We start from the raw sequence: 26,306 nt of genomic DNA, 5'->3' as shown, positions 1-26,306 counted from the left end.
GTAGACCGTGACCGAATCCCAGTTCCCCCCGCCCACCCCGACGACCAGTGCCGCCACAGGTCCCGGCGCACCCGCCGGCAACGGCCACGGTCCGGTCACCGGGACGGCCCGGGTCAAGCGTGGCATGGCGGAGATGCTCAAAGGCGGCGTGATCATGGACGTCGTCACCCCCGAGCAGGCAAAGATCGCCGAGGACGCCGGTGCTGTGGCGGTGATGGCGTTGGAGCGCGTACCCGCCGACATCCGCGCACAGGGCGGCGTCGCGCGGATGAGTGACCCGGACATGATCGACGGAATCGTGAGTGCCGTCTCCATCCCGGTCATGGCCAAGGCACGGATCGGGCATTTCGTCGAGGCCCAGCTGCTGCAGGCGATCGGCGTCGACTACATCGACGAGTCCGAGGTGCTCACTCCGGCCGACGAGACGCACCACATCGACAAGTGGGCGTTCACCGTGCCGTTCGTGTGCGGCGCGACCAACCTGGGGGAGGCGTTGCGGCGGCTGTCCGAAGGCGCGGCGATGATCCGCTCCAAGGGGGAGGCCGGCACCGGCAACGTGGTCGAGGCCACCCGGCACATGCGCCAGATCCGCAGCGAGATCCGCCGGCTCACGACCCTCGGCGAGGAGGAGCTCTTCGCCGCGGCGAAGGATCTGCGGGCACCGTACGAACTGGTCAAGGAGGTAGCTGGCCTCGGCAAGCTGCCGGTCGTCCTCTTCACCGCGGGCGGGATCGCCACGCCGGCCGACGCGGCGATGATGCGCCAGCTCGGCGCCGAGGGTGTCTTCGTCGGCTCCGGAATCTTCAAGTCCGGTGACCCGGCCAAGCGGGCCGCGGCCATCGTGCAGGCGACGACCTTCTACGACGACCCCGACGTGATCGCCAAGGTGTCCCGGGGCCTCGGCGAGGCGATGGTGGGCATCAACGTCGCCGAGCTACCGGAGAGCGCCCGGCTCGCCACCCGGGGTTGGTGACCGCCGGCCCGTAGGGTTGACGAGTGGTCAGCACACCGGTCATCGGCGTCTTCGCCCTCCAGGGCGATGTCCGCGAGCACCATCGGATCCTCTCGGCGCACGGCGCGGAGACCGTTGACGTACGCCGTCCCCAGGAGCTCCTGGCCGTGGACGGGCTCGTCATCCCGGGCGGCGAGTCGACCACGATGATCAAGCTGGCGGCGACGTTCGAGCTGCTGGAGCCGCTGCGCAAACGGATCGCTGCGGGCATGCCGGTCTTCGGCACCTGCGCGGGCATGATCATGCTCGCCGACCGGATCCGCGACGGCGCGCCCGGCCAGGAGACCGTCGGCGGGATCGACATGACCGTCCGAAGGAACGCCTTCGGCCGGCAGGTCGACTCGTTCGAGGCGGACGTGGAGTTCGCAGATCTGGACGGTGCGTTCCATGCGGTGTTCATCCGCGCGCCCTGGGTCGAGAGCGTCGGCCCGGGCTGTCAGGTACTCGCCCGGGTCGCCTCCGGCCCCGCCCTGGGTAGGATCGTCGCGGTCCGCCAGGGTCACCTGCTCGCGACGGCCTTCCATCCGGAGCTGACCGGCGACGACCGCGTCCACCGATACTTTGTCGAGCTGACCACCGCGTCTTCGGCGTGAAGGAGGCCTACCCGCCATGTCCGGTCATTCCAAGTGGGCAACCACGAAGCACAAGAAGGCCGTGATCGACGCCAAGCGGGGCAAGCTCTTCGCGAAGCTGATCAAGAACGTCGAGGTCGCAGCGAGGGTCGGCGGCGGCGATCCGGCCGGCAACCCGACCCTCTTCGACGCCATCCAGAAGGCCAAGAAGTCCTCGGTCCCCAACGACAACATCGACCGTGCGGTCAAGCGTGGCTCGGGTCTGGAGGGCGGCGGTGCCGACTATCAGACGATCATGTACGAAGGGTACGGACCCGCCGGCGTGGCCATCCTGATCGAGTGCCTCACCGACAACCGCAACCGGGCGGCGGGCGAGGTCCGCACCGCCACCACGCGCAACGGCGGCTCGATGGCCGACGCGGGCAGTGTGTCGTACATGTTCAGCCGGCGCGGCGTCATCGTCCTCCCTCGTGAACAGGACGGCAAGGCGCTCACCGAGGACGACGTACTCCTCGCCGTGCTCGACGCCGGTGCCGAGGAGGTCAACGACCTCGGCGAGGCGTTCGAGGTGATCTCCGAGCCGTCGGACCTGGTGGCGGTCCGCACGGCCCTGCAGGACGCCGGCATCGACTACGAATCGGCCGAAGCGAGCTTTGTCCCGAGTGTGACCGTTCCGCTCGACGAGGACACCGCGCCCAAGGTGTTCCGGCTCGTCGAGGCGCTCGAGGACTGCGACGACGTGCAGAACGTCTACGCCAACTTCGACGTGTCCGACGACATCATGGAGAAGGTCGGCTAGCGACGGGTTCGCGTGGTTCGCCGGACTCGGGCATTGGCGACTCGCCATCAGCGTGGCGTGGCGTGCGCCGGACATAGCCGTCGCGGGCCGGTTACCGTGTTTGCGTGCAGCGGGACCTGACCGACGACGCGTCCACTGTCGAGTTCACGCGGCTCGACGGCTACCTGCTGCGTGAACGGATCGGCGAGGGCGGGATGGGCGTCGTCCATCGCGCCACCGACACCGACGGGCGGGTCGTCGCGATCAAGCTGCTCCGCCCGCACGTTGCCGGCGACAGCGAGTCGCGGGCGCGGTTCGCCCGCGAGGCGCAGGTGCTCGCACGCGTCCGGGGCCGCCACGTCGCCCAGGTCCTCGACGCCGACGTCGCGGCTGCCACGCCGTACCTCGTCACCGACTTCGTCGCCGGACCACCCCTGCACGAGGTGGTGGAGCGGGACGGACCGCTCGACGGAGCCGACCTCGCCGACCTTGCCGGTGACCTCGCCGACGCGCTCTGCTCGATCCACGGCGCCGATGTCGTCCACCGGGACCTCAAGCCCGGCAACGTCCTCCTCGATGACGGAATCGCTGTCGTCATCGACTTCGGCATCGCGCAGATCGCCGACGACACCCGCATGACCGTGCCTGGTCTGGTCTACGGAACCCCCGGCTATGTCGCGCCGGAGATCCTGCACGGTTCCGAGATCACGGCGGCCGCGGACATCCACTCCTGGGCCGCGACCGTTGCCTACGCCGCGACTGGACGCTCACCGTTCGGCAAGGGGCCACTGGAGGCTGTCGCCTATCGAGTCCTGCACGAAGGTCCGGACCTCGACGGCTGCCCGGACTGGCTGTTTCCGGTTCTCGAACTCTGTTTCGCCAAGGACCCTGCCGAGCGTCCCAGCGCACCGACACTCCTGCGCTGGCTCGAGACCGGCGAGCCGCCGCCGGACCGGACCGTCGCACTGTCGCAGGCACCGGCTTCAGGCATCCCCGACACGCACCTGGGCAACGGATCGACCACACCCATGGCCGGCGCCGCGTCCGAAGCCCCTCCGCTCGACACCTACACCGACGACAGGTACGCGCCCGCGGGCGATGACCACGCCGACGGATACGACGGGTACGACGACAGGTACGACTCCGGCGCCGACCCGGGAGAGCCGTACGCTGACGACGGCGAGGCCGCCGACACCGAGGAACGCACGCCCGAACCCTCCTGGCCGGTCTATCACGGGCCGGTCAGACCCCACCGGGTCGTGACCACGCTCGCGTTCGCCGTCCTCGCGGCCCTGGCCGCCGTCGTGCCGCTCATCGCGGCCGGAGCGTTGACCGGCTGGCTGGTGGTCAGCCGTACGGTCGACCGGTCGGCCCGCTTCCTCCGGCGGCGGCGCTCGACCAGGGGGCGTCGCGGACTCGACCCCGTGGCGGTCGGCGCGGCACTGCCGTGGCACTTCGTGCGTTCGGTTCTGGTCACTGCGCTGACCCTGCCGATCGCCGTCACCGGTGCGGGCATCCTCGTCGGCGTCGTTGTCCTGTTCTTCTACGCGGGTGCGATCACGCCCCGCTGGGACCTGGTGGCCGGTGGCATCGGGCTCGTCGTCGCGGCGCTGGCCTGGTGGGGTGTCGAGGGTGAGGGCGTCCAGCATGGGAGCCAGCGGATCCTCTCCGCCGTACTCCGTCGCCGCTGGGTCTCCGTCGTGGCCGGGGCGGTGCTCGCGGTCGTGGCTCTGGTCCTCGCCACGGTTGCCAGTACCGAACTCATCCAGTGGTGGCCGTTGGAACAGGGGCCGCTGCCCCGGCTCGACTGGCCTGGCTGAGTCCGCCGGCGCCACCCGCCGATCCTGAGCCCGCCGGCGTCACCCGCGGATCCGGGGCCGGCCGGCGCGTCGCCACGTCCTCGTGGGCGCGGGCCCGATAGCCTCCCGAACAGACGTTCGGCGGCAGGTGAGGCGGAGGGTCCAGGACCAGTGCGCGTGCTCGGAATCGATCCCGGCCTCACCCGCTGCGGCCTCGGACTGGTGGAGAGCGAGCACCCACGCCGGCTGGGCCTGCTGGCGGTCGATGTCGTGCGGACCCATCCCGACCTCGACCTGGGCGGCCGGCTGCTCGAGGTCGAGCGCGTGGTCGCCAGCTGGCTCGACGAGCACACACCCGATGCCGTGGCGCTCGAACGGGTCTTCAGCCAGCACAACGTCCGCACGGTGATGGGCACTGCCCAGGTGAGTGGCGTCATCCTGACCGCGGCGGCGCGACGTGGCATCCCGGTTGCCCTCCACACGCCCAGCGAGGTGAAGGCGGCGGTCACCGGCAACGGCCGCGCCGGCAAGGAACAGGTGACCCACATGGTGACCCGGATCCTGTCCCTTCCCGCCAAGCCCCGCCCGGCCGACGCGGCCGATGCCCTGGCGCTCGCGATCTGCCACTTGTGGCGTGGCCCTGCCGCCGCCCGGATCGAGGCCGCCCGGCAGGCCGCGGCGGGGCGGAGCCAGAACCGCCGCGGCCCGGTCGGTCGTGGCCGCCCGCCGGTCGTCGCCGCGCGGGAGGCTGTCGGCGCCCGCTGGCACACTGCCGCTGCCGTGTCCACGAAGACCGTTCAGCCCACACAGTCCGCCGAAGGTGCCGGCGAGCCGCACCGGAAGGGTCCTCGATGATCGCATTCGTACGAGGCAAGGTCGCATCTGTCGGACTCGACTCCGCCGTCGTCGATGTCGGCGGCATCGGGATAGAGATCCGTGCGACACCGGGCACGCTGGCCGACCTGCGGGTGGACGCGACCGCGAGCGTCCCGACCAGTCTGGTCGTCCGGGAGGAGTCGCTCACGCTCTACGGCTTCGCCGACGACGACGAACGCATGGTCTTCGAGCTCCTGCAGACCGCCAGCGGTGTGGGACCAAGGCTCGCGCAGGCGATGCTCGCCGTGCACCGGCCCGACGACCTGCGTCGCGCGGTCGCCCGCGAGGATCTGGTGGCGCTGACCAAGGTTCCCGGGATCGGCAAGAAGGGTGCCCAGCGCATCGTGTTGGAGCTCAAGGACCGTCTCGGCGCACCCACTGCCGGTACGGGTGCCGCGGCGAACGGAACTCCCGTGCCGGCCGCCGCTGGCGGCACCGTCGCGTGGCGGGTCCAGGTCCGCGGTGCACTGCTCGGCCTTGGCTGGTCGACGCGGGAGGCAGAGACCGCACTCGACGCGGTGGAACCCCTGGCGCAGGAACAGGCCGAGACAGGCGCGGCGCCGGAGGTGGCGAGTCTGCTCCGCGCCGCCCTTCGTACGCTCTCCCGGGCATGACATGCCGTGGGAAAACCCTCTGCCGGGGAGCTGATCGATGACCTCGTACGCCGACAACGGCGATCACGTGGGCGGCGAGCGTCCAGGTGGGCGCTCCCTCGTCGAAGCGGAGGCCCGCGTCGACGAGACGACGGTCGAAGCCGCGCTCCGGCCGCGCACGCTCGAGGAGCTGATCGGGCAGTCCCGGGTCAAGGACCAGTTGGGACTGGTGTTGGAAGCCGCGCGGAGTCGCGGCCGGCCACCGGATCACGTGCTGCTCTCGGGCCCACCAGGGCTGGGGAAGACGACCTTGGCGATGATCATCGCGGCCGAGCTCAGCGCGCCGCTCCGGATCACCAGCGGGCCCGCGATCCAGCACGCTGGCGACCTCGCCGCCATCCTGTCCTCCCTCGCCGAGGGCGAGGTGCTGTTCCTCGACGAGATCCACCGGATGAGCCGTCCCGCCGAGGAGATGCTCTACATGGCGATGGAGGACTTCCGGGTCGACGTGGTGGTCGGCAAGGGACCTGGCGCGACCGCGATCCCGCTGGAGATCCCGCCGTTCACGCTGGTGGGTGCCACCACCCGGTCGGGTCTGCTACCCGGTCCACTGCGCGACCGGTTCGGCTTCACCGGGCACCTGGACTACTACGAAGTGGCCGAGCTGGAGGAGATCGTCACCAGGTCCGCGCAGCTGCTCGACGTCCCCGTCGCCGGCGACGGCGCGCACGAGATCGCCAGCCGGTCCCGGGGCACGCCCCGGATCGCCAACCGGCTGCTCCGCCGGGTCCGTGACTACGCCCAGGTCCGTGCGGACGGTGTCGTCCGCCACGACGTCGCCCGGACCGCCCTCACGCTGTACGAAGTGGACGAGGACGGGCTTGACCGGCTCGACCGGGCCGTCCTCGACGCCCTGTGCCGACGGTTCGGCGGCGGGCCGGTGGGCCTGTCGACCCTTGCGGTCGCGGTCGGTGAGGAGCGTGAGACGGTCGAGGAGGTCGCCGAGCCGTTCCTCGTCCGCAACGGCTATCTTGCCCGCACCCAACGCGGCCGGGTGGCAACTCCCGCGGCGTGGCGCCAGATCGGCCTCGCGGTGCCGGCCGACTCGGCGTTCGGGCAGACGCCGAGCCTGTTCGATGACGACCCGGGCGACGACTCGACATAGAGCCGCGTTCGGTCGTCTAGACTCCGCCGATGGCCGTGGGGCCACGGCCGTGGTCACACCCACGAGAGGTGCCCTGCGTGAGGGCGCCAGGGAAGGATCGACCTCATGCTCCTCAGTTCAGCCGCCGGCGGCGCCAACGTCTGGGCACTGCTGCTTCCGGTGTTGTTGCTGGTGTTGTTCTGGGTCGTCGCGATCAGGCCACAACGCAAGCGCCAGCGCGAGACCGCCGAGATGCAGCAGAAGGTCCAGCCCGGACAGCAGGTGATGACCGGCGCTGGGCTGCTCGCGACCGTCCACTCGGTCGAAGCCGACGCCGTGGTCCTCGAGATCGCACCCGGTGTCTACGCCCGTCACGTCCGGCAGGCGATCGTCCGGATCATGGATTCGCCCACCGACGGCGACTCCACCGCCGATGCGGAGTCGACGTCGGAGGACTCCGCCAAGGGGAGTGGAAGCTCGCCGACGCCAGAGGGGCCGATCAAGGAGTCCTGAGGTCTCGGGGGACGGGGAGCCGAGGTGGCAACCAGGAGGCCGCACCCGTGGCGAGCGGTCGGTGTCGTGACACTCGCCCTGGTCGTGGGTGTCGCGACAATGGCGCTGCTCGGGGTGTGGACGCCCCGGCTCGGACTTGACCTGCGTGGCGGCACCTCGATCACGTTGACGGCGCAGCCGACCGCCGGCCAGGGCTCGGTGACGCCGGAGAAGCTGAACGAGGCCGTCGACATCATTCGCAACCGCGTCGGTGCCATTGCCGAGGCGGAGGTCACCACCCAGGGCAGTGACCACATCATCGTCGAGGTCCCGGGCGTAGGGCAGGACGAGATCGTCGCCTTGGTCGGATCGACAGCCGAGCTGCGCTTCCGCCAGGTCCTCGCCGTCCAGGCGGCGGGCGTGGAGGCACCGGAACCGACGGCGTCACCCAGCCCGTCCGCCTCGGCCAGCCCGTCCGCCTCACCCACGGCAGGTGCCACGCCGACCCCCAGCCCTTCGGGGGCCAACCGCAGCCGGGCAGCGCCGCGAATCGCCCCGATCCTGAAGCCGACACCCAGTCCGACGGTGACGCCGACCGATCCGGATGAGCCCACGACGCCAGCACCGGCGCCACCGGGCACGAACGAGACCCAGGTGTCCACGACCGGTCCCACTTCCGAGCAGCAGTCCGCCCTCCTGGCGTTCCACTGCGAGGACTACAAACCGGCCAAGGACAACCCCGGGACTCCGCTGCTCGCCTGCGACCGGGAGGATCGGGCGAAGTTCGTCCTCGGACCGGCCCTGGTGCTTGGCACGGAGATCGCTGACGCGACGGCCCAGCTCCCGCAGTCCCAGCCCGCCTGGGAGGTCGGGCTGAAGCTCAAGGGCGACGGTCCGAAGAAGTTCGCCCAGGCCAGCAGCCAGATGGTCAACCTCACCGAGCCGCTGAACCAGTTCGCGATCGTCCTCGACGGGAAAGTCGTGTCATACCCCCGGATCGTCCAGCCGATCACCGATGGCCAGGCCAGCATCACCGGTAGCTTCAGCCAGCAGGAGGCCACCGATCTCGCCAACGTCCTCAAGTACGGTGCCCTGCCACTGTCGTTCGAGACCAGCCAGGTCTCCGCGGTGTCGCCGACGCTTGGGAGCGACCAGCTCGTCGGTGGTCTGATCGCCGGGTCGATCGGGCTCGGCCTGGTGGTGTTGTACTCGTTCTTCTACTACCGCGGTCTCGGACTGGTTGTCGTCCTGTCCCTTGCCGTCGCGGGCGGGATGACCTACATCGCCGTCGTCCTGCTCGGGTCCGGCCAGGGCTTCACTCTCACCCTGGCCGGCATCGCTGGCCTGATCGTGGCGATCGGCATCACGGCGGACTCGTTCGTGGTGTTCTTCGAACGCCTCCGCGACGAGGTTCGCGACGGTAGGAGCCTGCGCACCGCGGTCGAGGCCGGATGGCTGCGCGCCCGCCGGACGATCCTGGCGGCGGACTCGGTGTCCCTGCTGGCGGCGATCGTCCTGTACACGCTGTCGATCGGCAACGTCCGGGGCTTCGCCTATGCCCTGGGCCTCACCACGTTGGTCGACCTGGTGGTGGTCTTCGCCTTCACCAAGCCGTTGCTCACACTCCTGGCCCGGACCCGGTTCTTCGGAGAAGGTCATCGGTGGTCCGGCCTCGATCCGGCCCACCTCGGAGTCTCGGCGGGAAGGTACCGCGCCGGTGCCTCCAGACGCGTCGTGCCGAAGGAGGCGTGACATGTCGCGCCTAGGAACGCTCGGCCACCGCCTCTACACCGGTGACGTCTCGATCGGCTTCATCGGGCGCCGGCGGTGGTGGTACCTCATATCGGTCGTACTCACCCTGCTCGCCATCGGCGCGGTCCTGCTCCGCGGGCTGAACTTCTCGATCGAGTTCCGGGGTGGCGTCGACTTCCAGGCGCCGGTCTCTTCCGGATCGGCAGCGGTCGCCATCGCTCCCGTGCGTGAGGCCGTCGCGGATGTGGGTGTCACCGGCGCCTCGGAACCGATCATCACCGCTGTCGGCGACAGGCAGATCCGCGTCGAGACCCCGCCGCTGACCAACGCCGACATCTCGACGGTACGCAAGGCGATCGGCGAGTCCCTCGACATTCCGGCCGCCGACGTGGCGTACTCCAGCATCGGTCCCACATGGGGCGGGCAGATCACCGACAAGGCGCTCATCAGCCTTGCGGTCTTCCTCTGCCTCGTGATGGTGGTGATCTGGGGCTACTTCCGCGAGTGGCGGATGTCGATCTCGGGGCTCGTCGCGCTGCTGCACGACGTGGTGATCACAGTCGGCATCTACGCGCTGGTCGGTTTCGACATGACACCAGCGACCGTGATCGGCCTCCTGACGATCCTCGGCTACTCCCTCTACGACACCGTGGTCGTGTTCGACAAGGTACGTGAGAACACCCGCGGCCTCGTCGCGTCAGCCCGGTCGACCTACAGCGAGGCGGCGAACCTCGCCGTCAACCAGACGTTGGTGCGTTCGATCAACACGTCGGTCATCGCGCTGCTCCCGGTCGCCGGCATCCTGTTCGTCGGCGCCGGACTGCTGGGGGCGGGCACGCTGAAGGACCTTGCCCTGGCCCTCTTCATCGGCATCGCGGCCGGCACGTACTCCTCGATCTTCATCGCGACGCCTTTGCTGTGTGACCTGAAGGAGCGGGAACCCGCGATGCGCGCACTCGCGAGGCGTGCTGAGCAGCGTCGCCGGCCGGGTGGGAAGCAGCTGGGCGCGCCGGTCGTGGTCACCACGGCAGGAGACCGTGACCCGACGGGGTCTTCGCCGCTCGTGGCCGCCCAACTGACCCAGCCGACGCAGGCGAGAGGTTCGGTGGCGGTCGCGGCCGGTCGAGCCCAGCCACAACGACGCAGCCGGTCGGCCAGACGATCGAAGGGACGAGGCCGATGAATGACCTCCACACCATCGGAGATCTCGTCCGCCACCACATTCGCGACATCCCCGACTATCCCCAGCCAGGCATCCTCTTCAAGGACATCACGCCACTCCTCGCCGACGCCACCGCCTTCGCCCAGGTCATCGAGGCGCTCTGCGCACCGTGGCGGAACCACCAGCCCAGGATCGACAAGGTGGTGGGCATCGAGGCACGCGGTTTCATCCTGGCCGCGCCGGTCGCGCTGGCCCTGGACGTCGGCTTCGTCCCCGTCCGCAAACTGGGCAAACTCCCCGCTGCCACCCATACGCAGGCGTACGACCTCGAATACGGTGAAGAGACGCTCGAGGTGCACCAGGACGCATTCACGCAGGGCGAGCGGGTTCTCCTCATCGACGACGTGCTCGCGACCGGTGGCACGGTGGAGGCGGCCGGCCAGCTGATCCGCGCTGCTGGTGGCGTCGTGGTGGGCGCCTCCGTCCTCCTCGAAATCACCGCCCTCGATGCCCGCGCGCGACTCGGCGAACTCAGTGTCCATTCGCTGTTGGCGGTGTAGGAGGACCCCGTAGTTACAGGTGCTCCCCGCGACGTGCCTGGCCCCTGGCCGCGACCAGCCGCATCCCAGGTGCGGTCTGTCCGATCTGCCCGCCCCGGAGGTGCCACCACTCAGGCCGACCGTGTGGCCGGCGGCACTTGCGAGACACGCCGGAGCGGTCATCTTGTGGACGGTGACGCTCGGATCCTGAGCCGGTGCCCGTAAACTGGTGTCTTGCCGCCCCGGAGGGAGCGCTGTGGCTGAGGAGACGATCCCGCCCGCGTCGGCGCGCGGTGACACTGACCGCCCGCCGCGACGCTCTGCAGGCGCGTCCAGCAACGGCGCCCCGGCTATCGCGACGGTCTCCCTCCCCGACTCCAGCGAGCCGGCCGGCACCACCGAGCAGGACCAGCAGCGTGGCGGCGGCGGTCGACGAGGGTCGGTCCAGGGCCTGGGCGGCCCGTTTTCCGGTTCGTCCCGTCGCATGCGAGAACGACTGGCCCGACTCGGGCGTTCCCCCCAGGGCAACCCGGTCCTGGAGCCGTTGTTTCGAATCGTTCGTACGACCCACCCCAAGGCCGACCTGGCGCTGATCGAGAAGGCGTTCCGCACCGCGGAGAAGTGGCACCGGGGGCAGTCCCGCAAGAGCGGTGACCCGTACATCACCCATCCGGTCGCCGTGGCGACAATCCTTGCCGAGCTCGGCATGACGCCACCCACCCTGTGTGCGGCGCTTCTGCACGACACGGTGGAGGACACGCCGTACAGCCTCGAGGACCTTCGAAAGGACTTCGGCGACGAGATCGCGATGCTCGTCGACGGTGTCACCAAGCTCGACAAGGTGAAGTACGGCGAATACGCGCAGGCCGAGACCATCCGGAAGATGGTCATCGCGATGGCAAAGGACATTCGCGTCCTCGTCATCAAGCTCGCCGACCGCCTGCACAACATGCGTACTCTCCGCTATCTCTCGCAGGCGAAGCAGGAACGGACCGCGCGGGAGACGCTGGAGATCTACGCATCCCTCGCGCACCGCCTCGGTATGAACACGCTCAAGTGGGAGATCGAGGACCTGTCGTTCGCCACCTTGCACCCGAAGCTCTACGACGAGATCGTCCGGTTGGTGGCCGAGCGGGCGCCGTCGCGCGACGAGTACCTCGCGAAAGTGATCGACCAGGTGCAGGGCGACCTTCGCGGCGCCAAGATCAAGGCCACCGTCACCGGGCGGCCGAAGCACTACTACTCGATCTACCAGAAGATGATCGTGCGCGGCCGCGAGTTCGGCGACATCTACGACCTCGTGGGCATCCGGGTCCTGACCGACTCGGTGCGCGACTGCTACGCGGCACTCGGCGTCATCCACGCCCGCTGGAACCCCGTGCCCGGGCGGTTCAAGGACTACATCGCGATGCCGAAGTTCAACATGTACCAGTCGTTGCACACCTCGGTGATGGGTCCTGACGGCAAGCCGGTCGAGATGCAGATCCGCACCTTCTCCATGCACCGTCGTGCTGAGTACGGTGTCGCGGCGCACTGGAAGTACAAGGAGGACACCAGCGCCGCCCGCGAGACCGACAAGCCCGCCGGCCCCAACGACATGGCGTGGCTGCGGCAGCTGCTCGACTGGCAGCGCGAGACCGAGGACCCGGGCGAGTTCCTCGAGTCGCTGCGCTTCGAGATGAAGTCGACCCAGGTCTACGTCTTCACCCCGCGCGGCGACGTGATTGCCCTACCCGCCGGCTCCACACCGGTCGACTTCGCCTACGCCATCCACACCGAGGTCGGACACCGGTGCATCGGCGCCCGGGTCAACGGACGTCTCGTGCCGCTCGAGAGCCAGCTCGAGAACGGCGACCTGGTGGAGGTCTTCACCTCCAAGGCGCAGGGCGCCGCTCCGAGCCACGACTGGCTGACGTTCGTCAAGAGTCCGCGGGCGCGCAACAAGATCCGGCACTGGTTCACCAAGGAACGTCGCGAGGAGGCGATCGACCAGGGCAAGGACCTCCTGGCCCGGATGGTCCGCAAGGAAGGCCTGCCTCTGCAGCGGATGCTGACGCACGAGGCCCTCGCCGCCGTCGCTCAGGATCTACTGCGCCACTCCGATGTCTCGTCGCTGTACGCGGCCGTCGGTGAGGGCAACGTCACCGCCCAGGCCGTCGTACGCCGGCTCGTCCAGATCATCGGGGGAGCGGAGGAGGAAGCCGAGGACGTCTCCGAAGGCGTCACGCTCGCGATCGAGACGGCCCGGCGCGAACGCATGCCACGCGGCGACTCCGGCGTCGTGGTGCGCGGCGTGACCGACGTCTGGATCAAGCTCGCCAAGTGCTGCACTCCGGTGCCGGGCGACGCGATCGTCGGTTTCGTCACCCGCGGCGCAGGCGTGTCGGTCCACCGCAAGGACTGCGTCAACATCGACCACCTCACGGCGCAGCCTGACCGGATGCTCGACGTCGACTGGGCGCCGACCGCGCAGAGCCTGTTCCTCGTGCAGATTCAGGTCGAGGCGCTCGACCGGGCGAGGTTGCTCAGTGACATCACCCGGGTGCTCTCCGACCAGCACGTCAACATCCTGTCGGCGTCGGTGACCACCACCCGGGACCGGGTAGCGAAGAGCCGCTTCACCTTCGAGATGGGCGACCCGAAGCACATGGGCCACGTCCTGCGCGCGGTCCGCGGCGTCGACGGCGTCTTCGACGCCTACCGCGTGACGAACTAGTCAGCTAGCTGAGCGGCATCTCGCGCCCGGCTGGCAAGGCGGACGACGAAGCCGATACTGGGTTCGTATCGGCGAGGAGGAGAACGCAGCCAGGCGGGATGCGAGACGCCGCTCAGGGGGAGAACTCGTCGAGGGTCTTCTCTACTTCGGCCAGCCAGGCGCGGCGGGCGTCGAGGGCTTCCTCGGCTTGACGCTGCCTATGGGAGTCGCCCTTGGCGCGGTGTTCTTCCACGGTGCGTTCGAGGTCGGCGATGGAGGAACGGAGCTGGCTCAGGGTGTCGTTGGCCCGGGCCCGGGTCTCGGGGTTGGTCCGCCGCCACTCCTTGACCTCGGCGGCCTGGATCGCCTCCTCGACCTTGCGCAACCGACCTTCGACCGTCCGCACGGAGGCGCGAGGCACGCGCCCGATCCGGTCCCAGCGGGCCAGGATGTCGCGGTAGGCCTCACGCGCGCTGCGCTGGTCCCGGACCGGAAGGAGCGCCTCGGCCTCGGTGAGGAGGGCTTCCTTCTGCGTCAGGTTGGTTTCGAACTCGGCTTCCTGCTCGGCGAAGGTGGTGTTGCGTGCGGTGAAGAACCGGTCCTGCGCGGCCCGGAACCGCTTCCACAGCTGGTCCTCGACGTCGCGGGGTGCTGGTCCGGCGGCCTTCCAGCGCCGCATGAGCTCCCGGTAGCGGGCGCTGACGCGCCCCCAGTCGGTCGAGTCGGCTAGCGACTCGGCTTCGGCGGCGAGTTCCTCCTTGACCTGGCGGGAGTCCTCGCGGCGGGCGTTGAGTTCGGTGAAGTGCTGCTTGCGGTGCCGGGTGTAGGCGGTGCGGGCGCTGGAGAACCGGCGCCACAGCTCGTCGTCGGTGGGCTTGTCGAGCCGCGGCAGGGCCTTCCACTGGTCGAGCAGCTCACGGAACCGGCCGACGCCGTGCCGCCAGTCAGAGCCCGCCGCGAGCTTCTCGGCCTCCTCGGCGATATCCGACTTGACCCGCTTGGCCTCCTCGACGTGCCGCTTGCGCTCGGCCTTGCGTTGGGTACGGCGTTCGGCGATGACCGCCTCGAGCGCATCGAGGCGGGTTGCGAGCGCGCCGAGGTCGCCGACGACCGCGGCATCGGCCAGGTTGCGGCGTTCACGCCGGAGCGCGCTCTGGGCTTCGTCAGGTGCCAGTATGCCGCTTTCGACCCGAGATGCGAGGAGTCCGACCTCAAGGGCGAGAGCGTCGTACTTGCGCCGGAAGAACGTGAGCGCACCCTCAGGGTCGCCCACGTGCCAGGACCCGACGGCGCGCTCGCCGGATTCGGTGCGGACGTAGACGGTGCCGTCGTCTGCCACCCTGCCCCAGGGGTCCTCTGCCGTTCCGCTCACTACTCGCTCCTGGTCGGAGATCACGTCGTCGTGACCTTGACATCTAAAATGATGACCGATGTTGCCGGCCTGCCGACCCCCTGTGTCCCCGAGTTGGGGGCCAGACCACCTCGCGCAGCCTTGCTCACGAGGTCGAGCCCGGTACTCACCTTCCCGAACACCGTCACCGGTTGCTCGAACCTCGAGGTGTCACCATAGGTGATCCCGAACCGACTGCCATTGCGGTTTTCGCCGCCGGTCATGACGAGCCAGCCGGGTTCGATGCTCCGCTTGTCGTCGTTCTCGTTGCCGAAGATGTAGCCCGGCCCGCCGGCACCAGATCCCGTGACGTCGCCGCACTCGAGGAAGCGCGCCGGTGCGGGTGCCACGGCGAGGCCGGTGCAGGTGGTGTCGTCGAATGCGTTCTTGGTGGCGAGATGGCGGAAGGAGTTGACCGCGCAGGCGGCGGCCTCGCCGAACAGGTCCGCCTCGATCGTCCCGAGATTGGTGGTGATGGTGGCGACGGCGTCCTTCACCGGGGCCTTCTCGGCGGGGAGTCCGACGGCCTGCTGGCCGGTGCCCTCCTGAGCGACGTAGCTGCACTCGCCCGGCTTCGTCGGACGTGGCGCCTCGGTCGGTGAGGGGGAGGGCGACGCGGAGACCGGCGGAGGTGTGGTGGTCGGAGTGGGTGCGGCGCTGGCGGGGCGGTCCTCTTTGACCAGGAGGGTGAGGCCGTAGCCGCCGGCGCCGACGATGAGGACTCCGACCACGGCGCCGGCGATGATGGCGCGCCGCCGGGCACGGCTGCGCCGCTGGGCACGGCGGGACTGCTGACGTTCCCACTTCTGCCGGGCGAGCTGGCGAGCCCGCTGCTTCTTCGTAACCACCGGGGGACGTCTCCCGACTCTCGGTATCCGACTGGTCTGGTATCCAACTGGTATCCGACGGCTCGTGGTGTCCGGCTTGGTACGGATGTCCGACAGCGCTCCGCCCTGCGGCCGGGCAGCCAGTCTAGATGGCACCGTCTAGATGGCACCGTCGCCGGACCGCTCCTGCGTCGATCGGCTCGCCGGTGGTCCTCAGGTGGTTCGCGGCCGCGGGGGCGCCGCCGGTACCCTTCGAAGCCGAAGGGATCGTAGGTCACAAGGTCAATCCCGACGTCGGACGTCGCAATTGAGCCCCTCACACAAAGGACTGAGCAGTGTTGGTCGCCGGTTTTCCGACCGGACTGTTCGCCGCGAACTGCTACATCGTGGCAACGGCGAGCGGCGCGGAGTGCGTCGTCGTGGACCCCGGTCAGGACGCTGCGCCCGCGGTAGCGGAGGTCGTCCGCGAACACCGCCTGAAGCCCGTCGCCGTCCTCCTCACCCACGGCCACCTCGATCACATGTGGGCGATCATCCCGGTGTGCGGGACCTACGAGGCCGTCTGCTGGGTGCATCCCGCCGACCGGCCGATGCTCGCCGACCCGCTTGCCGGGCTGCCGCAGGAGTGGGCCGGCGCGCTGCTCGGAGCCGGCGAAACCTTCGCAGAGCCGGACGACGTCCGCGAGCTCTCCGACGGGATGGCCGTCGACGTCGCGGGACTCGCGTTCACCGTTGACCACACGCCCGGCCATACCCCGGGGTCGGTGACGTTCCGTACGCCCTACAGCGGGGGGCGGACACCCGAGCGACATCCGGGCGTACGCACGGACGCCGGCGACGAGCCGCCCGAGCTGATGTTCGCGGGCGACCTGCTCTTCGCCGGGTCCATCGGACGTACCGACCTGCCGGGTGGTGACCATCCGACGATGCTGGCCAGCCTTGCCGACAAGGTGCTGCCGCTCGACGACCGGATCGTGGTCCTACCCGGCCACGGAGACCAGACGACCATTGGCCGGGAACGCCGCACCAACCCTTATCTGCAAGGGCTCCAGCCCGAGGTGTCCCGGCCGCCATCCTCGTTGGGCGCGAACCCCACCAGGTACGGAGCGGGTGAAGACCACTCATGAGTTTCCAGGCGCCGAAGGGCACCTACGACATCGTTCCCCCCGCATCGGCGACATGGCTCGCAGTGCGCGAGACGTTGGCGCTGCCGCCACGGCTGTCCGGCTATGCCTACGTCGAGACGCCGATGTTCGAAGACACCGCACTGTTCGTCCGCGGCGTCGGCGAGTCGACCGACGTCGTGTCGAAGGAGATGTACACGTTCGACGACCGCGGCGGCCGGTCGCTGACGTTGCGCCCCGAGGGCACGGCGGGCGTGCTGCGGGCCGTCGTGGAGCGCGGCCTGCACCGCGGGCAGCTGCCGGTCAAGGTGTGGTACGCCGGGCCGAACTTCCGCTACGAGCAGCCGCAGTCCGGGCGATACCGCCAACACACCCAGGTCGGCGTCGAGGCCGTCGGCAGCGATGATCCCGCGCTCGACGCCGAGGTGATCTGGCTGGCGGCGGAGGCACACCGCCGGCTGGGTCTGTCGAGGGCCCGGCTGCAGCTCAACAGTCTCGGCTGCCGCGAGTGCCGGCCGGTCTACCGCGAGCTGCTGCAGGAGTTCCTACGCGGCCTTGACCTCGACGACGACACCCGCCGGCGAGCTGAGATCAACCCCATGCGGGTGCTGGACGACAAGCGCTCCGCGGTCCAGGCGCAGCTCACGAACGCGCCGCTGATCATCGACCACCTGTGCGGTGCGTGCAAGGAGTTCCACGACGAGGTACGCGCGGCGCTGGCCGACCTCGGCGTGATTTGGGAGGACAACCCGCGCCTCGTCCGCGGGCTGGACTACTACGTGCGCACGACGTTCGAGTTCGTCCACGACGATCTCGGCGCCCAGTCCTCGATCGGCGGGGGTGGCCGCTACGACGGGCTGCTCGCCACCATCGGCGGACCCGACCTCGGCGGGGTCGGCTTCGGTCTCGGCGTCGACCGGACCGTTCTCGCGGTCCAGGCCGAAGGCCTCACCGTCGGCGACCAGGGCCGCTGCGACGTCTATGTCGTCGCCCTCGGCGCGGCTGCCCGCCGGCACACCGTCACCCTGCTCCGTGACCTCCGGCAGTCGGGCGTACGCAGCGACACGGCCTACGGCGGCCAGGGGCTCAAGGGCGCCATGAAGGCGGCCGGGCGCTCGGGAGCGTCTCACGCCGTCGTCCTCGGCGACCGGGATCTCGAACAGGGCACGGCCCAGCTGAAAGACCTTGGCACCGGTGACCAGACGTCCGTACCGCTCGGCGAACTCGTCCCGATTCTTGTCCAGCACGTGGTGTCCGACCAGAACGTGACCACACCGACAGTGAAGGAGACCCAGGAGTGATCCGTACGCACGAGGCCGGAACACTCCGCGCCGACCACGCCGGCCAGACGGTGACGCTCGCGGGTTGGGTGGCCAGGCGGCGCGACCACGGTGGGGTGGCGTTCATCGACCTCCGTGACGTGTCGGGGGTCGCCCAGGTCGTCATCCGCGACGAGGAGGCCGCGCACGGCCTGCGGCAGGAGTACTGCCTGCGCGTCGTCGGTGAGGTCCGCATGCGCCCTGCCGGCAACGAGAACCCGCAGTTGCCGACGGGACAGGTCGAGGTCGTCGCGAGCGAGGTCGAGGTCCTGAGCGAGGCGGCGGCGTTGCCCTTCCCGGTGGAGGACCACCACCAGAGCGCGGTCAACGAAGAGACCCGCCTGCGCCATCGCTATCTCGACCTGCGCCGGCCGGAGATGGCCGAGGTGCTGCGGATGAGGTCCCGGGTCGCCCACCTGATCCGCGACGTGATGGACAGCAACCGCTTCGTCGACGTGGAGACGCCGTACCTCACGCGGTCCACGCCAGAAGGTGCACGAGACTTCCTGGTGCCCGTACGCCTGCAGCCGGGCCACTGGTACGCGCTTCCGCAGTCGCCCCAGTTGTTCAAGCAGCTGCTCATGGTGGCCGGCCTCGAGCGCTATTACCAGATCGTGCGCTGTTTCCGTGACGAGGACTTCCGCGCTGACCGACAGCCGGAGTTCACCCAGCTCGATGTGGAGATGTCGTTCGGCTCGGCCGACGACGTGATCGCTCTGACCGAGCAGGTGATCAGCCAGGTATGGAAGGACATTCGCGGCCACGAGGTTGAGTTGCCGATCAGGCGGATGACCTACGCAGAGGCGATGCGCCGGTTCGGAACAGACCGGCCCGACCTACGCTTCGGACTCGAGCTCGTCGACTTCACCGACTACTTCGCCAAGACGCCCTTCCGGGTGTTCCAATCCAAGGGCGAAGACTTCCACGTCGGCGCTGTCGTCATGCCCGGAGGTGCCGGACAGGCGCGCAAGGAGCTGGACGCCTGGCAGGAGTGGGCCCGTTCCCGTGGTGCCAAGGGTCTTGCGTACGTCCTGGTCGGCGACGACGGTGAGCTCGGCGGTCCGGTTGCGAAGAACCTCTCCGACGACGAGCGCTCGCACCTGGCGGCGCATGCCGGGGCCAAGCCCGGCGACTGCGTGTTCTTCGCCGCCGGCTCTCGCGCCGAGGCGCTCGGCCTGTTGGCCGCCGCCCGCCTGGAGGTGGGGGAGCGCTGCGACCTGATCGACCACTCCCGTTGGGAGTTCTGCTGGGTTGTCGACGCACCGATGTTCGAGCGGGTCGAGAAGACCGGTAACGACGCCGGATGGACGGCGATCCACCATCCGTTCACCGCACCGACCGCGGACTGGGTGGACCGGTTCGAAGAGGCACCGGGAGAAGCGTTGTCGCAGGCGTACGACATCGTCCTCAACGGCATGGAGATCGGCGGCGGGTCGATCCGTATACACCGCGCGGATGTGCAGCAGCGCGTCTTCGACGTGATCGGGATGACTCAGGCAGAGGCCGAGAGCCAGTTCGGCTTCCTGCTCGAGGCCCTGCGCTACGGTCCACCGCCGCACGGCGGGATCGCTCTCGGGCTGGACCGGCTCTGTGCCCTCTTGGCCGGAGTCGAGTCGATCAGGGACGTGATCGCGTTCCCGAAGACGGCTTCGGGCTCCGACCCGCTGACGGGTGCGCCAGCACCGATCACACCGGCCCAACGCCGGGAAGCTGGCATCGACGCGAAACCGGGCAGGACTGACTGAGCCACCCGTCATCCCTCACGGCTCATACATCTCGCGTCATCTCCCGTGTACGCAATGTAGTCGCAAGAGTTTACAAATCGTGATCTCGCACCGTCTGCCGTGACTCCAGCGCGTCGTTTATCGTCAAGCGTCGCAGTCAATGGGTTTGCCCTGTTGCGACCGGTGATGAGCGAAGACACGTCAGGAAGGCAAGCAGGCACTCAATGGCGGACCCGACACTGCTCGAGGCGGGTGCACAAGGATCGGCGGCGACCCCGGCCAGTCCGGCACTCCACGGCAAGTCGCCGACGCGGATCGCCTTGGAACGGCTGCGTAAGGACAAGATCGCCATCGTCTGCGCGATCGTGGTGCTGTTCTTCGCCCTGGTGGCGATCTTCGCCGACGCCATCACGGCAGTCACCCACACCGATCCGTTCACGCTGAACCAGGACCTGATCGACGAGTACGGGTTCCCGACGGTCAACCCGAGTGCGGAGCACCCGTTCGGGATCGAACCGCGACTGGGGCGTGATCTGTTCGCCCGCTGGGTTCACGGTGCGCGACCGTCGCTCCTCGTGGCCGTCAGTGCCTCGGTGATCGCCACGGCTGTCGGCACCGCTCTGGGCATGCTGGCAGGGTTCCTGGGAGGTCACGTCGACCGCGCGATCTCGTGGCTCATCAACCTCCTGCTCTCGATGCCGCTGCTGCTGGTCGTCATCGCCTTCGCCCCGGTGGTGCAGTCATGGTTCCCGGGCGACGGCGCCACGGTCTCGAAGGTGCGGCTGTGGACCCTGGTCGCCATCTTCGCCTTCTTCGGCTGGACCGGTCTGGGCCGGCTGGTCCGTGCCGAGGTCTTGTCGCTGCGGGAGCGTGAGTTCATCCAGGCCGCGCGGGCGATCGGGGTTCCCACCCGATGGATCCTGTTCCGCGAACTGTTGCCCAACCTCACCGGCCAGATCATCGTCTTCCTGTCCTTGGCGGTGCCCACGTTCATCGCCAACGAGGCCGGCCTGTCCTACCTGGGCATCGGACTCACCGAACCCACGCCGTCGTGGGGGCGGACAGTCAACGGCGCGATCAGCTACTACGAGACCTATCCGATCTTCTTCTGGCAACCCGCGTTGGCGATTCTCGTTCTCGTCCTGGCCCTCAACCTGCTGGGCGATGCGATCCGCGACGCGTTCGACCCCAAGACTCGTCGGTAGCACGGCCGACGCGACGAAAGAAAGGCAAGGGAGCGATTCCTATGCGATGGAGAAAGCTTGTGGCGGCGGCCGGCGTCCTTGCGCTGGGCGTTGCCGCATGTGGTGGCGGCGGTGAGACGCCGTCGGAGCGGGCCCAAGAGGAGAACAAGGAGTCCTCCGCCCCGGCCGGCAGTGGCTTCGAGGTCGTCCAGGACGCGGACGCGACGGGCCCCGCCCCTGAGATCGAGGGTGCGCAGAAGGGCGGCACACTCACGACGCTGACGGTGCAGGCTCCCGAGACGTTCGACCCCACGCGGGCGTACTACATCGACGCACTGGCGGTGCTCAGGCTGACCACCCGGACCCTGACGGCGCTGAGCCTTGGTGACGACGGTAAGTACCACCTCGTCCCCGACATGGCGACCGACCTGGGCACACCGAACGAGGACTTCACCGAGTGGAAGTTCACGCTGAAGGACGGGATCAAGCTCGAAGACGGCACCGATGTCACATCGGCCGACATCGCCTACGCGGTGAAGCGGTCCTTCGCCACCGAGGAACTGCCGAGCGGTCCCACCTACCAGCAGACCTACTTCCTCGACGGCGACACCTACAAGGGGCCGTACAAGAGCAAGGCTGACGGCGGCGGCCCGGACTACGCGGGCGTCGAGACGCCCGACGACAAGACGGTCATCCTGAAGATGGCGAAGCCGTTCGCCGACCTGCCGTTCTACCTCACGTTCCCTCTCTACACAGCTATTCCTGAGGCCAAGGACACCAAGGAGAACTACGGCAACCATCCTCTGGCGACCGGGCCCTACAAGTTCGAGAGCTACCAGAAGGGCAAGCGGCTCGTCCTCACCAAGAACGAGCACTGGGACCCGGCCACCGACCCGGCGCGGCACCAGTACGCCGACCGGTTCGACTTCAAGTTCAACCAGGACCCGATCAAGCTGCAGGAGCAGTTGATCGCGGACAACGGTCAGGACCAGACGGCGCTCACCTACGACGACGTCGACGCCTCGCTGCTGCCGAAGATCCAGAACAAGGAGCCCGAGGAGCGGCTGGTCAAGGGGCCCAGCACGTGCACGTTCTTCGCCTATCTCGACGGGCGGACGATGCCCCTGGAGGTTCGCCGGGCTCTCGCGACCGCGTGGCCGCACGACGCCCTGCACAAGGCGGCGGGTGAAAGTCCACTCACCTACGAGCCGGCAACGACGATTCTGCCGAAGGTGACGCCGGGCTGGGAGAACTTCGACGCCATCGGCAGCGGCGCCAAGGGTGACGGCGACCCGGTCAAGGCCAAGAAGATGCTCGAGGAGTCGGGCAACCTCGGCTTCGAGGTCATCTGGACGTTCTCCAACGACAACGAGATCGCGGCCCAGGTGTCAGCCGTCCGTGAGGAGAAGCTGAAGGCGGCCGGGTTCAAGGTGAAGGCGATCCCGATGCCGACCGATCAGCGGCGCGCCGACTCCGACAACCCCAAGTCGGAGGTAAACCTCCGTTACTCCGGTTGGTGCCTCGACTGGCCGTCCGGGTCGACGGTGTTCCCGGCGATCTTCGACGGTCGGCTGATCGAGCTCAACCCCGGTTCCGCGCCGAACAAGTCGTTCCTCAACGAAAAAGAGGTCAACGACGAGATCGACCGGATCGGTGCGCTGCCCCTCGACGAGCAGCCGTCTGAATGGGCCGCCCTCGACAAGCTCCTGATGGAGAAGTACGTCCCGGTGATCCCGGACTACTACGACAAGGACGCGATCCTGCACGGCTCCAAGGTCGGCGGCGTCGTCCACGACCCGTACGGCGGCGGAGCGGACTACACGAAGTTGTTCGTGAAGCAGTAAGTCATGGCCGCTGGTGGGGGGACGGGCACCTGCTCGTCCCCCCACCAGAACTGGTCTCACTCCTAGGCTGCGACGCGAGGTTGGTAGACCGATGTTCGGATACGTGGTACGGCGGATCTTCGAGGGCCTGTCGGTGGTCCTCGTCGTGATGGTGGCGGCGTTCATCCTGTTCTTCATCGGACCATCGAAGCCGGAGTACCAGATGTGCGGCGACCGGAACTGCACGCCGTCGCGGCTGGCGGACATCCGGGCGAGCCTGTCGCTGGACAAACCGATCCCGCAGCAGTTCGTCGAATACTTCGGGGGCATCTTCACCGGACGCGAGATCCAGTCCGGTGGGTTCGTCAAGGAGTGCGGGGTTCCCTGCCTCGGCTACTCGTTCAGTGCCGACCAGCCGGTCACGACCATGATCGTCGATCGCATCCCCGTGACACTTGCGGTGGCGCTCGGGGCCATGGTGATCTTCCTGATCGTCGGAGTGTCGTTGGGCGCGCTGGCGGCGATCAACCGAGGCACCATGTGGGACAAGACGCTCGTCGGCGGGTCGCTCGTGCTGACGTCATTTCCCTACTACCTCGTCGCCCTGCTCGCAGCGATCTACCTGTCCATCCAGTTCGAGATCTTTCCGCGGTCGGGCTACACGCCACTGACCGAGAATCCGCTGCAGTGGTTCAGCGGGCTGTTGTTACCGTGGGTTGTCCTCGGAGGCGTGTTCGCCACCGCCTATGCACGTTACACACGCGCGGCAATGGTGGAGGCGCTCGGCGAGGACTTCGTACGTACGGCCCGGGCCAAAGGGCTGAGCGTCACTCGCGTCAACTTCAAACACGCTCTCCGCGCGGGGCTCACGTCCGTGGTCACGATCCTCGGGCTCGACCTGGCCGCGCTGCTGTCCGGCACGATCTTCACCGAACGGATCTTCGACGTGCAGGGACTCGGCCTCATGGCGCTCGACGCCTTCGAGAGCGGAGACCTACCGGTCATCATGGGATCGGTGATGTACGCGGCGTTCCTGCTCGTCGCTCTCAACATCGTGATCGATGTCGTCTACAGCTTCCTTGACCCGCGAGTCCGACTCGGATGACTGGGACACAGATGAGCATGAACGCCACCGCAAGTTCCAGCGAGCCGTTCCTCGCTGTCGAAGATCTCACCGTCAGATTCCCGACGCCGGACGGTGTGGTCAACGCCGTCACGGACCTGAGCTACCGCGTGGAACTCGGCCGGACGCTCGGCATCGTCGGCGAGTCCGGCTCGGGCAAGAGCGTGTCGAGCATGGCGATCATGGGCCTGCACGACCGACGCCGTGCGAAGATCACCGGAAGCATCCGGCTGCAGGGCACCGACCTGGTGGGCGTCGACGACGACCGGATGCGGCGGATCCGCGGCAATGTCGCCGCGATGATCTTCCAGGACCCGTTGTCGAGCCTGCACCCGTTCTTCACGATCGGCGACCAGATCGCGGAGGCCTACCTCGCCCACCACAGGGCGTCGAAGGCGGTGGCGCGCAAGCGCGCGATCGAGATGCTCGACCGCGTGGGCATCCCGCAGGCGGGCCGCCGCGCCGACGACTATCCGCACCAGTTCTCCGGCGGCATGCGCCAGCGCGCCATGATCGCGATGGCGCTCGTCAACGACCCCCAGTTGTTGATCGCCGACGAGCCGACGACGGCGCTCGACGTCACCGTGCAGGCACAGATCCTCGACCTTTTGCAGGATCTGCAGCGGGAGTTCGGATCGGCGATCATCATCATCACCCACGACCTCGGTGTCGTGGCCGAGATGGCCGACGACGTGCTGGTGATGTACGCCGGACGGTGCGTGGAGTACGGCGCGGGCAAGGAGATCCTGACCCACCCGGAGCACCCCTACACCTGGGGCCTGCTGACCAGCGCGCCGCACCTCACGGGCGAACTCGACCAGCCACTCACGCCGATCAAGGGCACCCCACCGAGCCTGGTCAACCTTCCGACCGGCTGTCCCTTTCATCCGCGCTGCCCCTACCCGTCGCGGCTGCCGGACGACCGGTGCGTCGACACCTTGCCTGACCTCCGGCCGGGTGGACGCGGTACGGGGCACGTGGTGCGATGCCATCTGCCGAACCCGGAGGAGATCTTCGTCAATGAGATCCAGCCCCGGATCGGATGAGGGAGCCCACACCATGACTGAGACGGCGACGGGCGCGGCATCGAAACAGAGCATCAGCCACCCGGGCACGACACTGCTCGAGGTCAAGAATCTGGTCAAGCACTTCCCCGTCCGGTCGACGGGCGTCGTCCGCAGGGTGGTCGGTCAGGTCCAGGCAGTCGACGGGATCTCGTTCAGCCTCGGCCAGGGCGAGTCGCTCGGTCTCGTGGGCGAGTCCGGCTGCGGCAAGTCGACGACCGGGCGGCTGGTCACCCGGCTGCTCGACCCCACGAGCGGGGAGATCAGGTTCGAGGGCACCGACATCGGCGGCCTGTCGCAGAAGCGGGTGTTGCCGTTCCGCAGGGAGATCCAGATCATCTTCCAGGATCCGTTCTCGTCGCTGAATCCGCGGCACACCGTGGGGTCGATCATCGGTGTGCCGCTGCGGGTGCACAGCATCGTGCCCAAGGCTCAGGTGCTGTCCCGGGTGCAGGAACTTCTCGAGGTCGTCGGCCTCAACCCCGAGCATTACAACCGCTATCCGACAGAGTTCTCCGGCGGTCAGCGGCAGCGGATCGGGATCGCGCGGGCCCTCGCGGTCCGCCCCAAGCTGATCGTCGCGGACGAGCCGGTGAGCGCTCTCGACGTGTCGATCCAGGCGCAGGTGATGAACCTCCTCGGTAACCTGCAGAAGGAGTTCGGCATCTCCTTCCTGTTCATCGCCCACGACCTTGCGGTGGTCCGCCACTTCTGCCGTCAGGTGGCGGTGATGTATCTCGGCAAGATCGTCGAGCTCGCGGACCGGGAGCGTCTCTACGGTGAGCCGCATCATCCGTACACCCAGGCGCTCTTGTCGGCGGTGCCTGACGTACGCCAGGCGCAGATCGGTGGCCGCAGGGAACGGATCCGGCTCTTCGGTGACGTCCCCAGCCCGATCGACCCGCCGTCAGGCTGCCGATTCCGTACGCGGTGCTGGAAGGCACAGGACATCTGCGCCCGCGACGAGCCGCCGTTGCGCAGTGTCGGTGGTCGCCTCGTCGCCTGCCACTTCGCCGCGCCGCCAACGCTGCAGGACGCGAAAGCCAGCCAACAGGCGGCCGAAGCGGTGTCGGCCGGCAAGGACGTCGCTGTCTGATCCGGTGGGGACCGGTTCTGCGCCGGACCTGCGTGTGCCGGCTTCGTCCTCCCGGCGGAGTGCCACCCCGGCTGGATGGGGATGCGGTCATCTAGCCTCGATCTTTCACGTGCCTGGTGGTGGTGCGGGGTGGCGGTGTTGATCTCTGTGTTGGTGGCTGGTTTTTGATGTGGGTGTGCGTGGTTAACGGCGCTGTGTTCGCCGGTTCTCCGGGTCCT

22 protein-coding genes are annotated in these 26,306 nt (G+C 68.5%); 20 read left to right on the top strand and 2 right to left on the bottom strand.

Annotation, left to right across the window (positions count from 1 at the left end; translation table 11 throughout):
* The first annotated feature begins 7 nt into the window (after window positions 1-7).
* The 12 genes from pdxS to ABNF93_RS25140 all read left to right on the top strand — a co-directional run bounded on the left by pdxS (window position 8) and on the right by ABNF93_RS25140 (window position 13,435).
* Complete coding sequence (pdxS, locus tag ABNF93_RS25195) at window positions 8-973, top strand: pyridoxal 5'-phosphate synthase lyase subunit PdxS (RefSeq protein ID WP_349330648.1); 966 nt, start codon at window positions 8-10, stop codon at window positions 971-973.
* Window positions 974-996: 23 nt separating this feature from the next.
* Entirely contained in the window at window positions 997-1,605 is a 609-nt protein-coding gene (pdxT, locus tag ABNF93_RS25190) for a pyridoxal 5'-phosphate synthase glutaminase subunit PdxT (RefSeq protein ID WP_349330647.1), read from the top strand.
* A 16-nt stretch (window positions 1,606-1,621) separates the two neighbouring features.
* Window positions 1,622-2,383, top strand: coding sequence for a YebC/PmpR family DNA-binding transcriptional regulator (locus ABNF93_RS25185; RefSeq protein ID WP_349330646.1), 762 nt, complete (start codon window positions 1,622-1,624; stop codon window positions 2,381-2,383).
* 104 nt (window positions 2,384-2,487) lie between these two features.
* The gene (locus ABNF93_RS25180) at window positions 2,488-4,182 is read left to right on the top strand and encodes a serine/threonine-protein kinase (protein ID WP_349330645.1); all 1,695 of its coding nucleotides are present in this window, start codon (window positions 2,488-2,490) and stop codon (window positions 4,180-4,182) included.
* A 156-nt stretch (window positions 4,183-4,338) separates the two neighbouring features.
* Window positions 4,339-5,016 carry a crossover junction endodeoxyribonuclease RuvC gene (gene ruvC / locus ABNF93_RS25175; protein WP_502877625.1) on the top strand — a complete coding sequence of 226 codons (678 nt, stop codon included), beginning with the start codon at window positions 4,339-4,341 and terminating at the stop codon, window positions 5,014-5,016.
* Window positions 5,013-5,651, top strand: coding sequence for a Holliday junction branch migration protein RuvA (gene ruvA / locus ABNF93_RS25170; RefSeq protein ID WP_349330643.1), 639 nt, complete (start codon window positions 5,013-5,015; stop codon window positions 5,649-5,651). Before ruvC ends, ruvA begins: the two co-directional genes overlap by 4 nt.
* 37 nt (window positions 5,652-5,688) lie before the next feature.
* A complete protein-coding gene (gene ruvB / locus ABNF93_RS25165) occupies window positions 5,689-6,795 on the top strand; it encodes a Holliday junction branch migration DNA helicase RuvB (RefSeq protein ID WP_349330642.1) in 1,107 nt (368 codons plus the stop codon).
* Between the two features lie 105 nt (window positions 6,796-6,900).
* Window positions 6,901-7,287: a preprotein translocase subunit YajC gene (gene yajC / locus ABNF93_RS25160; protein ID WP_349330641.1), complete on the top strand. Its 387-nt coding sequence runs from the start codon at window positions 6,901-6,903 to the stop codon at window positions 7,285-7,287.
* A gap of 24 nt (window positions 7,288-7,311) precedes the next feature.
* Window positions 7,312-9,018, top strand: a complete 1,707-nt coding sequence (gene secD / locus ABNF93_RS25155) for a protein translocase subunit SecD (protein ID WP_349330640.1) — start codon at window positions 7,312-7,314, stop codon at window positions 9,016-9,018.
* A gap of 1 nt (window position 9,019) precedes the next feature.
* Entirely contained in the window at window positions 9,020-10,201 is a 1,182-nt protein-coding gene (gene secF, locus ABNF93_RS25150; RefSeq protein ID WP_349330639.1) for a protein translocase subunit SecF, read from the top strand.
* Window positions 10,198-10,740 (top strand): adenine phosphoribosyltransferase, encoded by a 543-nt coding sequence (locus ABNF93_RS25145; RefSeq protein ID WP_349330638.1) that lies wholly within the window; start codon window positions 10,198-10,200, stop codon window positions 10,738-10,740. The genes secF and ABNF93_RS25145 overlap by 4 nt, the downstream gene beginning before the upstream one ends.
* Window positions 10,741-11,203: 463 nt before the next feature.
* Window positions 11,204-13,435 carry a RelA/SpoT family protein gene (locus ABNF93_RS25140; RefSeq protein ID WP_349330777.1) on the top strand — a complete coding sequence of 744 codons (2,232 nt, stop codon included), beginning with the start codon at window positions 11,204-11,206 and terminating at the stop codon, window positions 13,433-13,435.
* Between the two features lie 112 nt (window positions 13,436-13,547).
* Here ABNF93_RS25140 and ABNF93_RS25135 read toward each other — a convergent pair whose 3' ends face one another.
* Together ABNF93_RS25135 and ABNF93_RS25130 are read right to left on the bottom strand one after the other, a co-directional pair.
* Complete coding sequence (locus ABNF93_RS25135; RefSeq protein WP_349330637.1) at window positions 13,548-14,786, bottom strand: DUF349 domain-containing protein; 1,239 nt, start codon at window positions 14,784-14,786, stop codon at window positions 13,548-13,550.
* Between the two features lie 20 nt (window positions 14,787-14,806).
* Complete coding sequence (locus tag ABNF93_RS25130; protein ID WP_349330636.1) at window positions 14,807-15,652, bottom strand: peptidylprolyl isomerase; 846 nt, start codon at window positions 15,650-15,652, stop codon at window positions 14,807-14,809.
* 314 nt (window positions 15,653-15,966) lie between these two features.
* On the opposite strand from ABNF93_RS25130, the gene ABNF93_RS25125 reads away from it, so the two are divergent.
* From ABNF93_RS25125 to ABNF93_RS25090, 8 genes are all read left to right on the top strand, one after another.
* Window positions 15,967-16,758, top strand: coding sequence for an MBL fold metallo-hydrolase (locus tag ABNF93_RS25125; protein ID WP_349330635.1), 792 nt, complete (start codon window positions 15,967-15,969; stop codon window positions 16,756-16,758).
* Window positions 16,755-18,056 carry a histidine--tRNA ligase gene (gene hisS / locus ABNF93_RS25120; RefSeq protein WP_349330634.1) on the top strand — a complete coding sequence of 434 codons (1,302 nt, stop codon included), beginning with the start codon at window positions 16,755-16,757 and terminating at the stop codon, window positions 18,054-18,056. Before ABNF93_RS25125 ends, hisS begins: the two co-directional genes overlap by 4 nt.
* Complete coding sequence (aspS, locus tag ABNF93_RS25115; RefSeq protein ID WP_349330633.1) at window positions 18,053-19,819, top strand: aspartate--tRNA ligase; 1,767 nt, start codon at window positions 18,053-18,055, stop codon at window positions 19,817-19,819. Before hisS ends, aspS begins: the two co-directional genes overlap by 4 nt.
* 203 nt (window positions 19,820-20,022) lie before the next feature.
* Window positions 20,023-21,003, top strand: a complete 981-nt coding sequence (locus ABNF93_RS25110; RefSeq protein ID WP_349330632.1) for an ABC transporter permease — start codon at window positions 20,023-20,025, stop codon at window positions 21,001-21,003.
* Between the two features lie 41 nt (window positions 21,004-21,044).
* Window positions 21,045-22,826 carry an ABC transporter substrate-binding protein gene (locus ABNF93_RS25105; protein ID WP_349330631.1) on the top strand — a complete coding sequence of 594 codons (1,782 nt, stop codon included), beginning with the start codon at window positions 21,045-21,047 and terminating at the stop codon, window positions 22,824-22,826.
* 91 nt (window positions 22,827-22,917) lie between these two features.
* A complete protein-coding gene (locus tag ABNF93_RS25100) occupies window positions 22,918-23,910 on the top strand; it encodes an ABC transporter permease (RefSeq protein WP_349330630.1) in 993 nt (330 codons plus the stop codon).
* 17 nt (window positions 23,911-23,927) lie between these two features.
* Window positions 23,928-24,974 carry an ABC transporter ATP-binding protein gene (locus ABNF93_RS25095; protein ID WP_349330629.1) on the top strand — a complete coding sequence of 349 codons (1,047 nt, stop codon included), beginning with the start codon at window positions 23,928-23,930 and terminating at the stop codon, window positions 24,972-24,974.
* A gap of 13 nt (window positions 24,975-24,987) precedes the next feature.
* Window positions 24,988-26,088 carry an ABC transporter ATP-binding protein gene (locus ABNF93_RS25090; protein WP_349330628.1) on the top strand — a complete coding sequence of 367 codons (1,101 nt, stop codon included), beginning with the start codon at window positions 24,988-24,990 and terminating at the stop codon, window positions 26,086-26,088.
* Window positions 26,089-26,306: the final 218 nt, after the last annotated feature.

The sequence above is a fragment of the Actinopolymorpha sp. B9G3 genome (assembly GCF_040120725.1).
Lineage (GTDB): Bacteria > Actinomycetota > Actinomycetes > Propionibacteriales > Actinopolymorphaceae > Thermasporomyces.
Note: the sequence above shows the minus strand (reverse complement) of the source record. Positions and strands in the feature narration are given on the sequence as shown.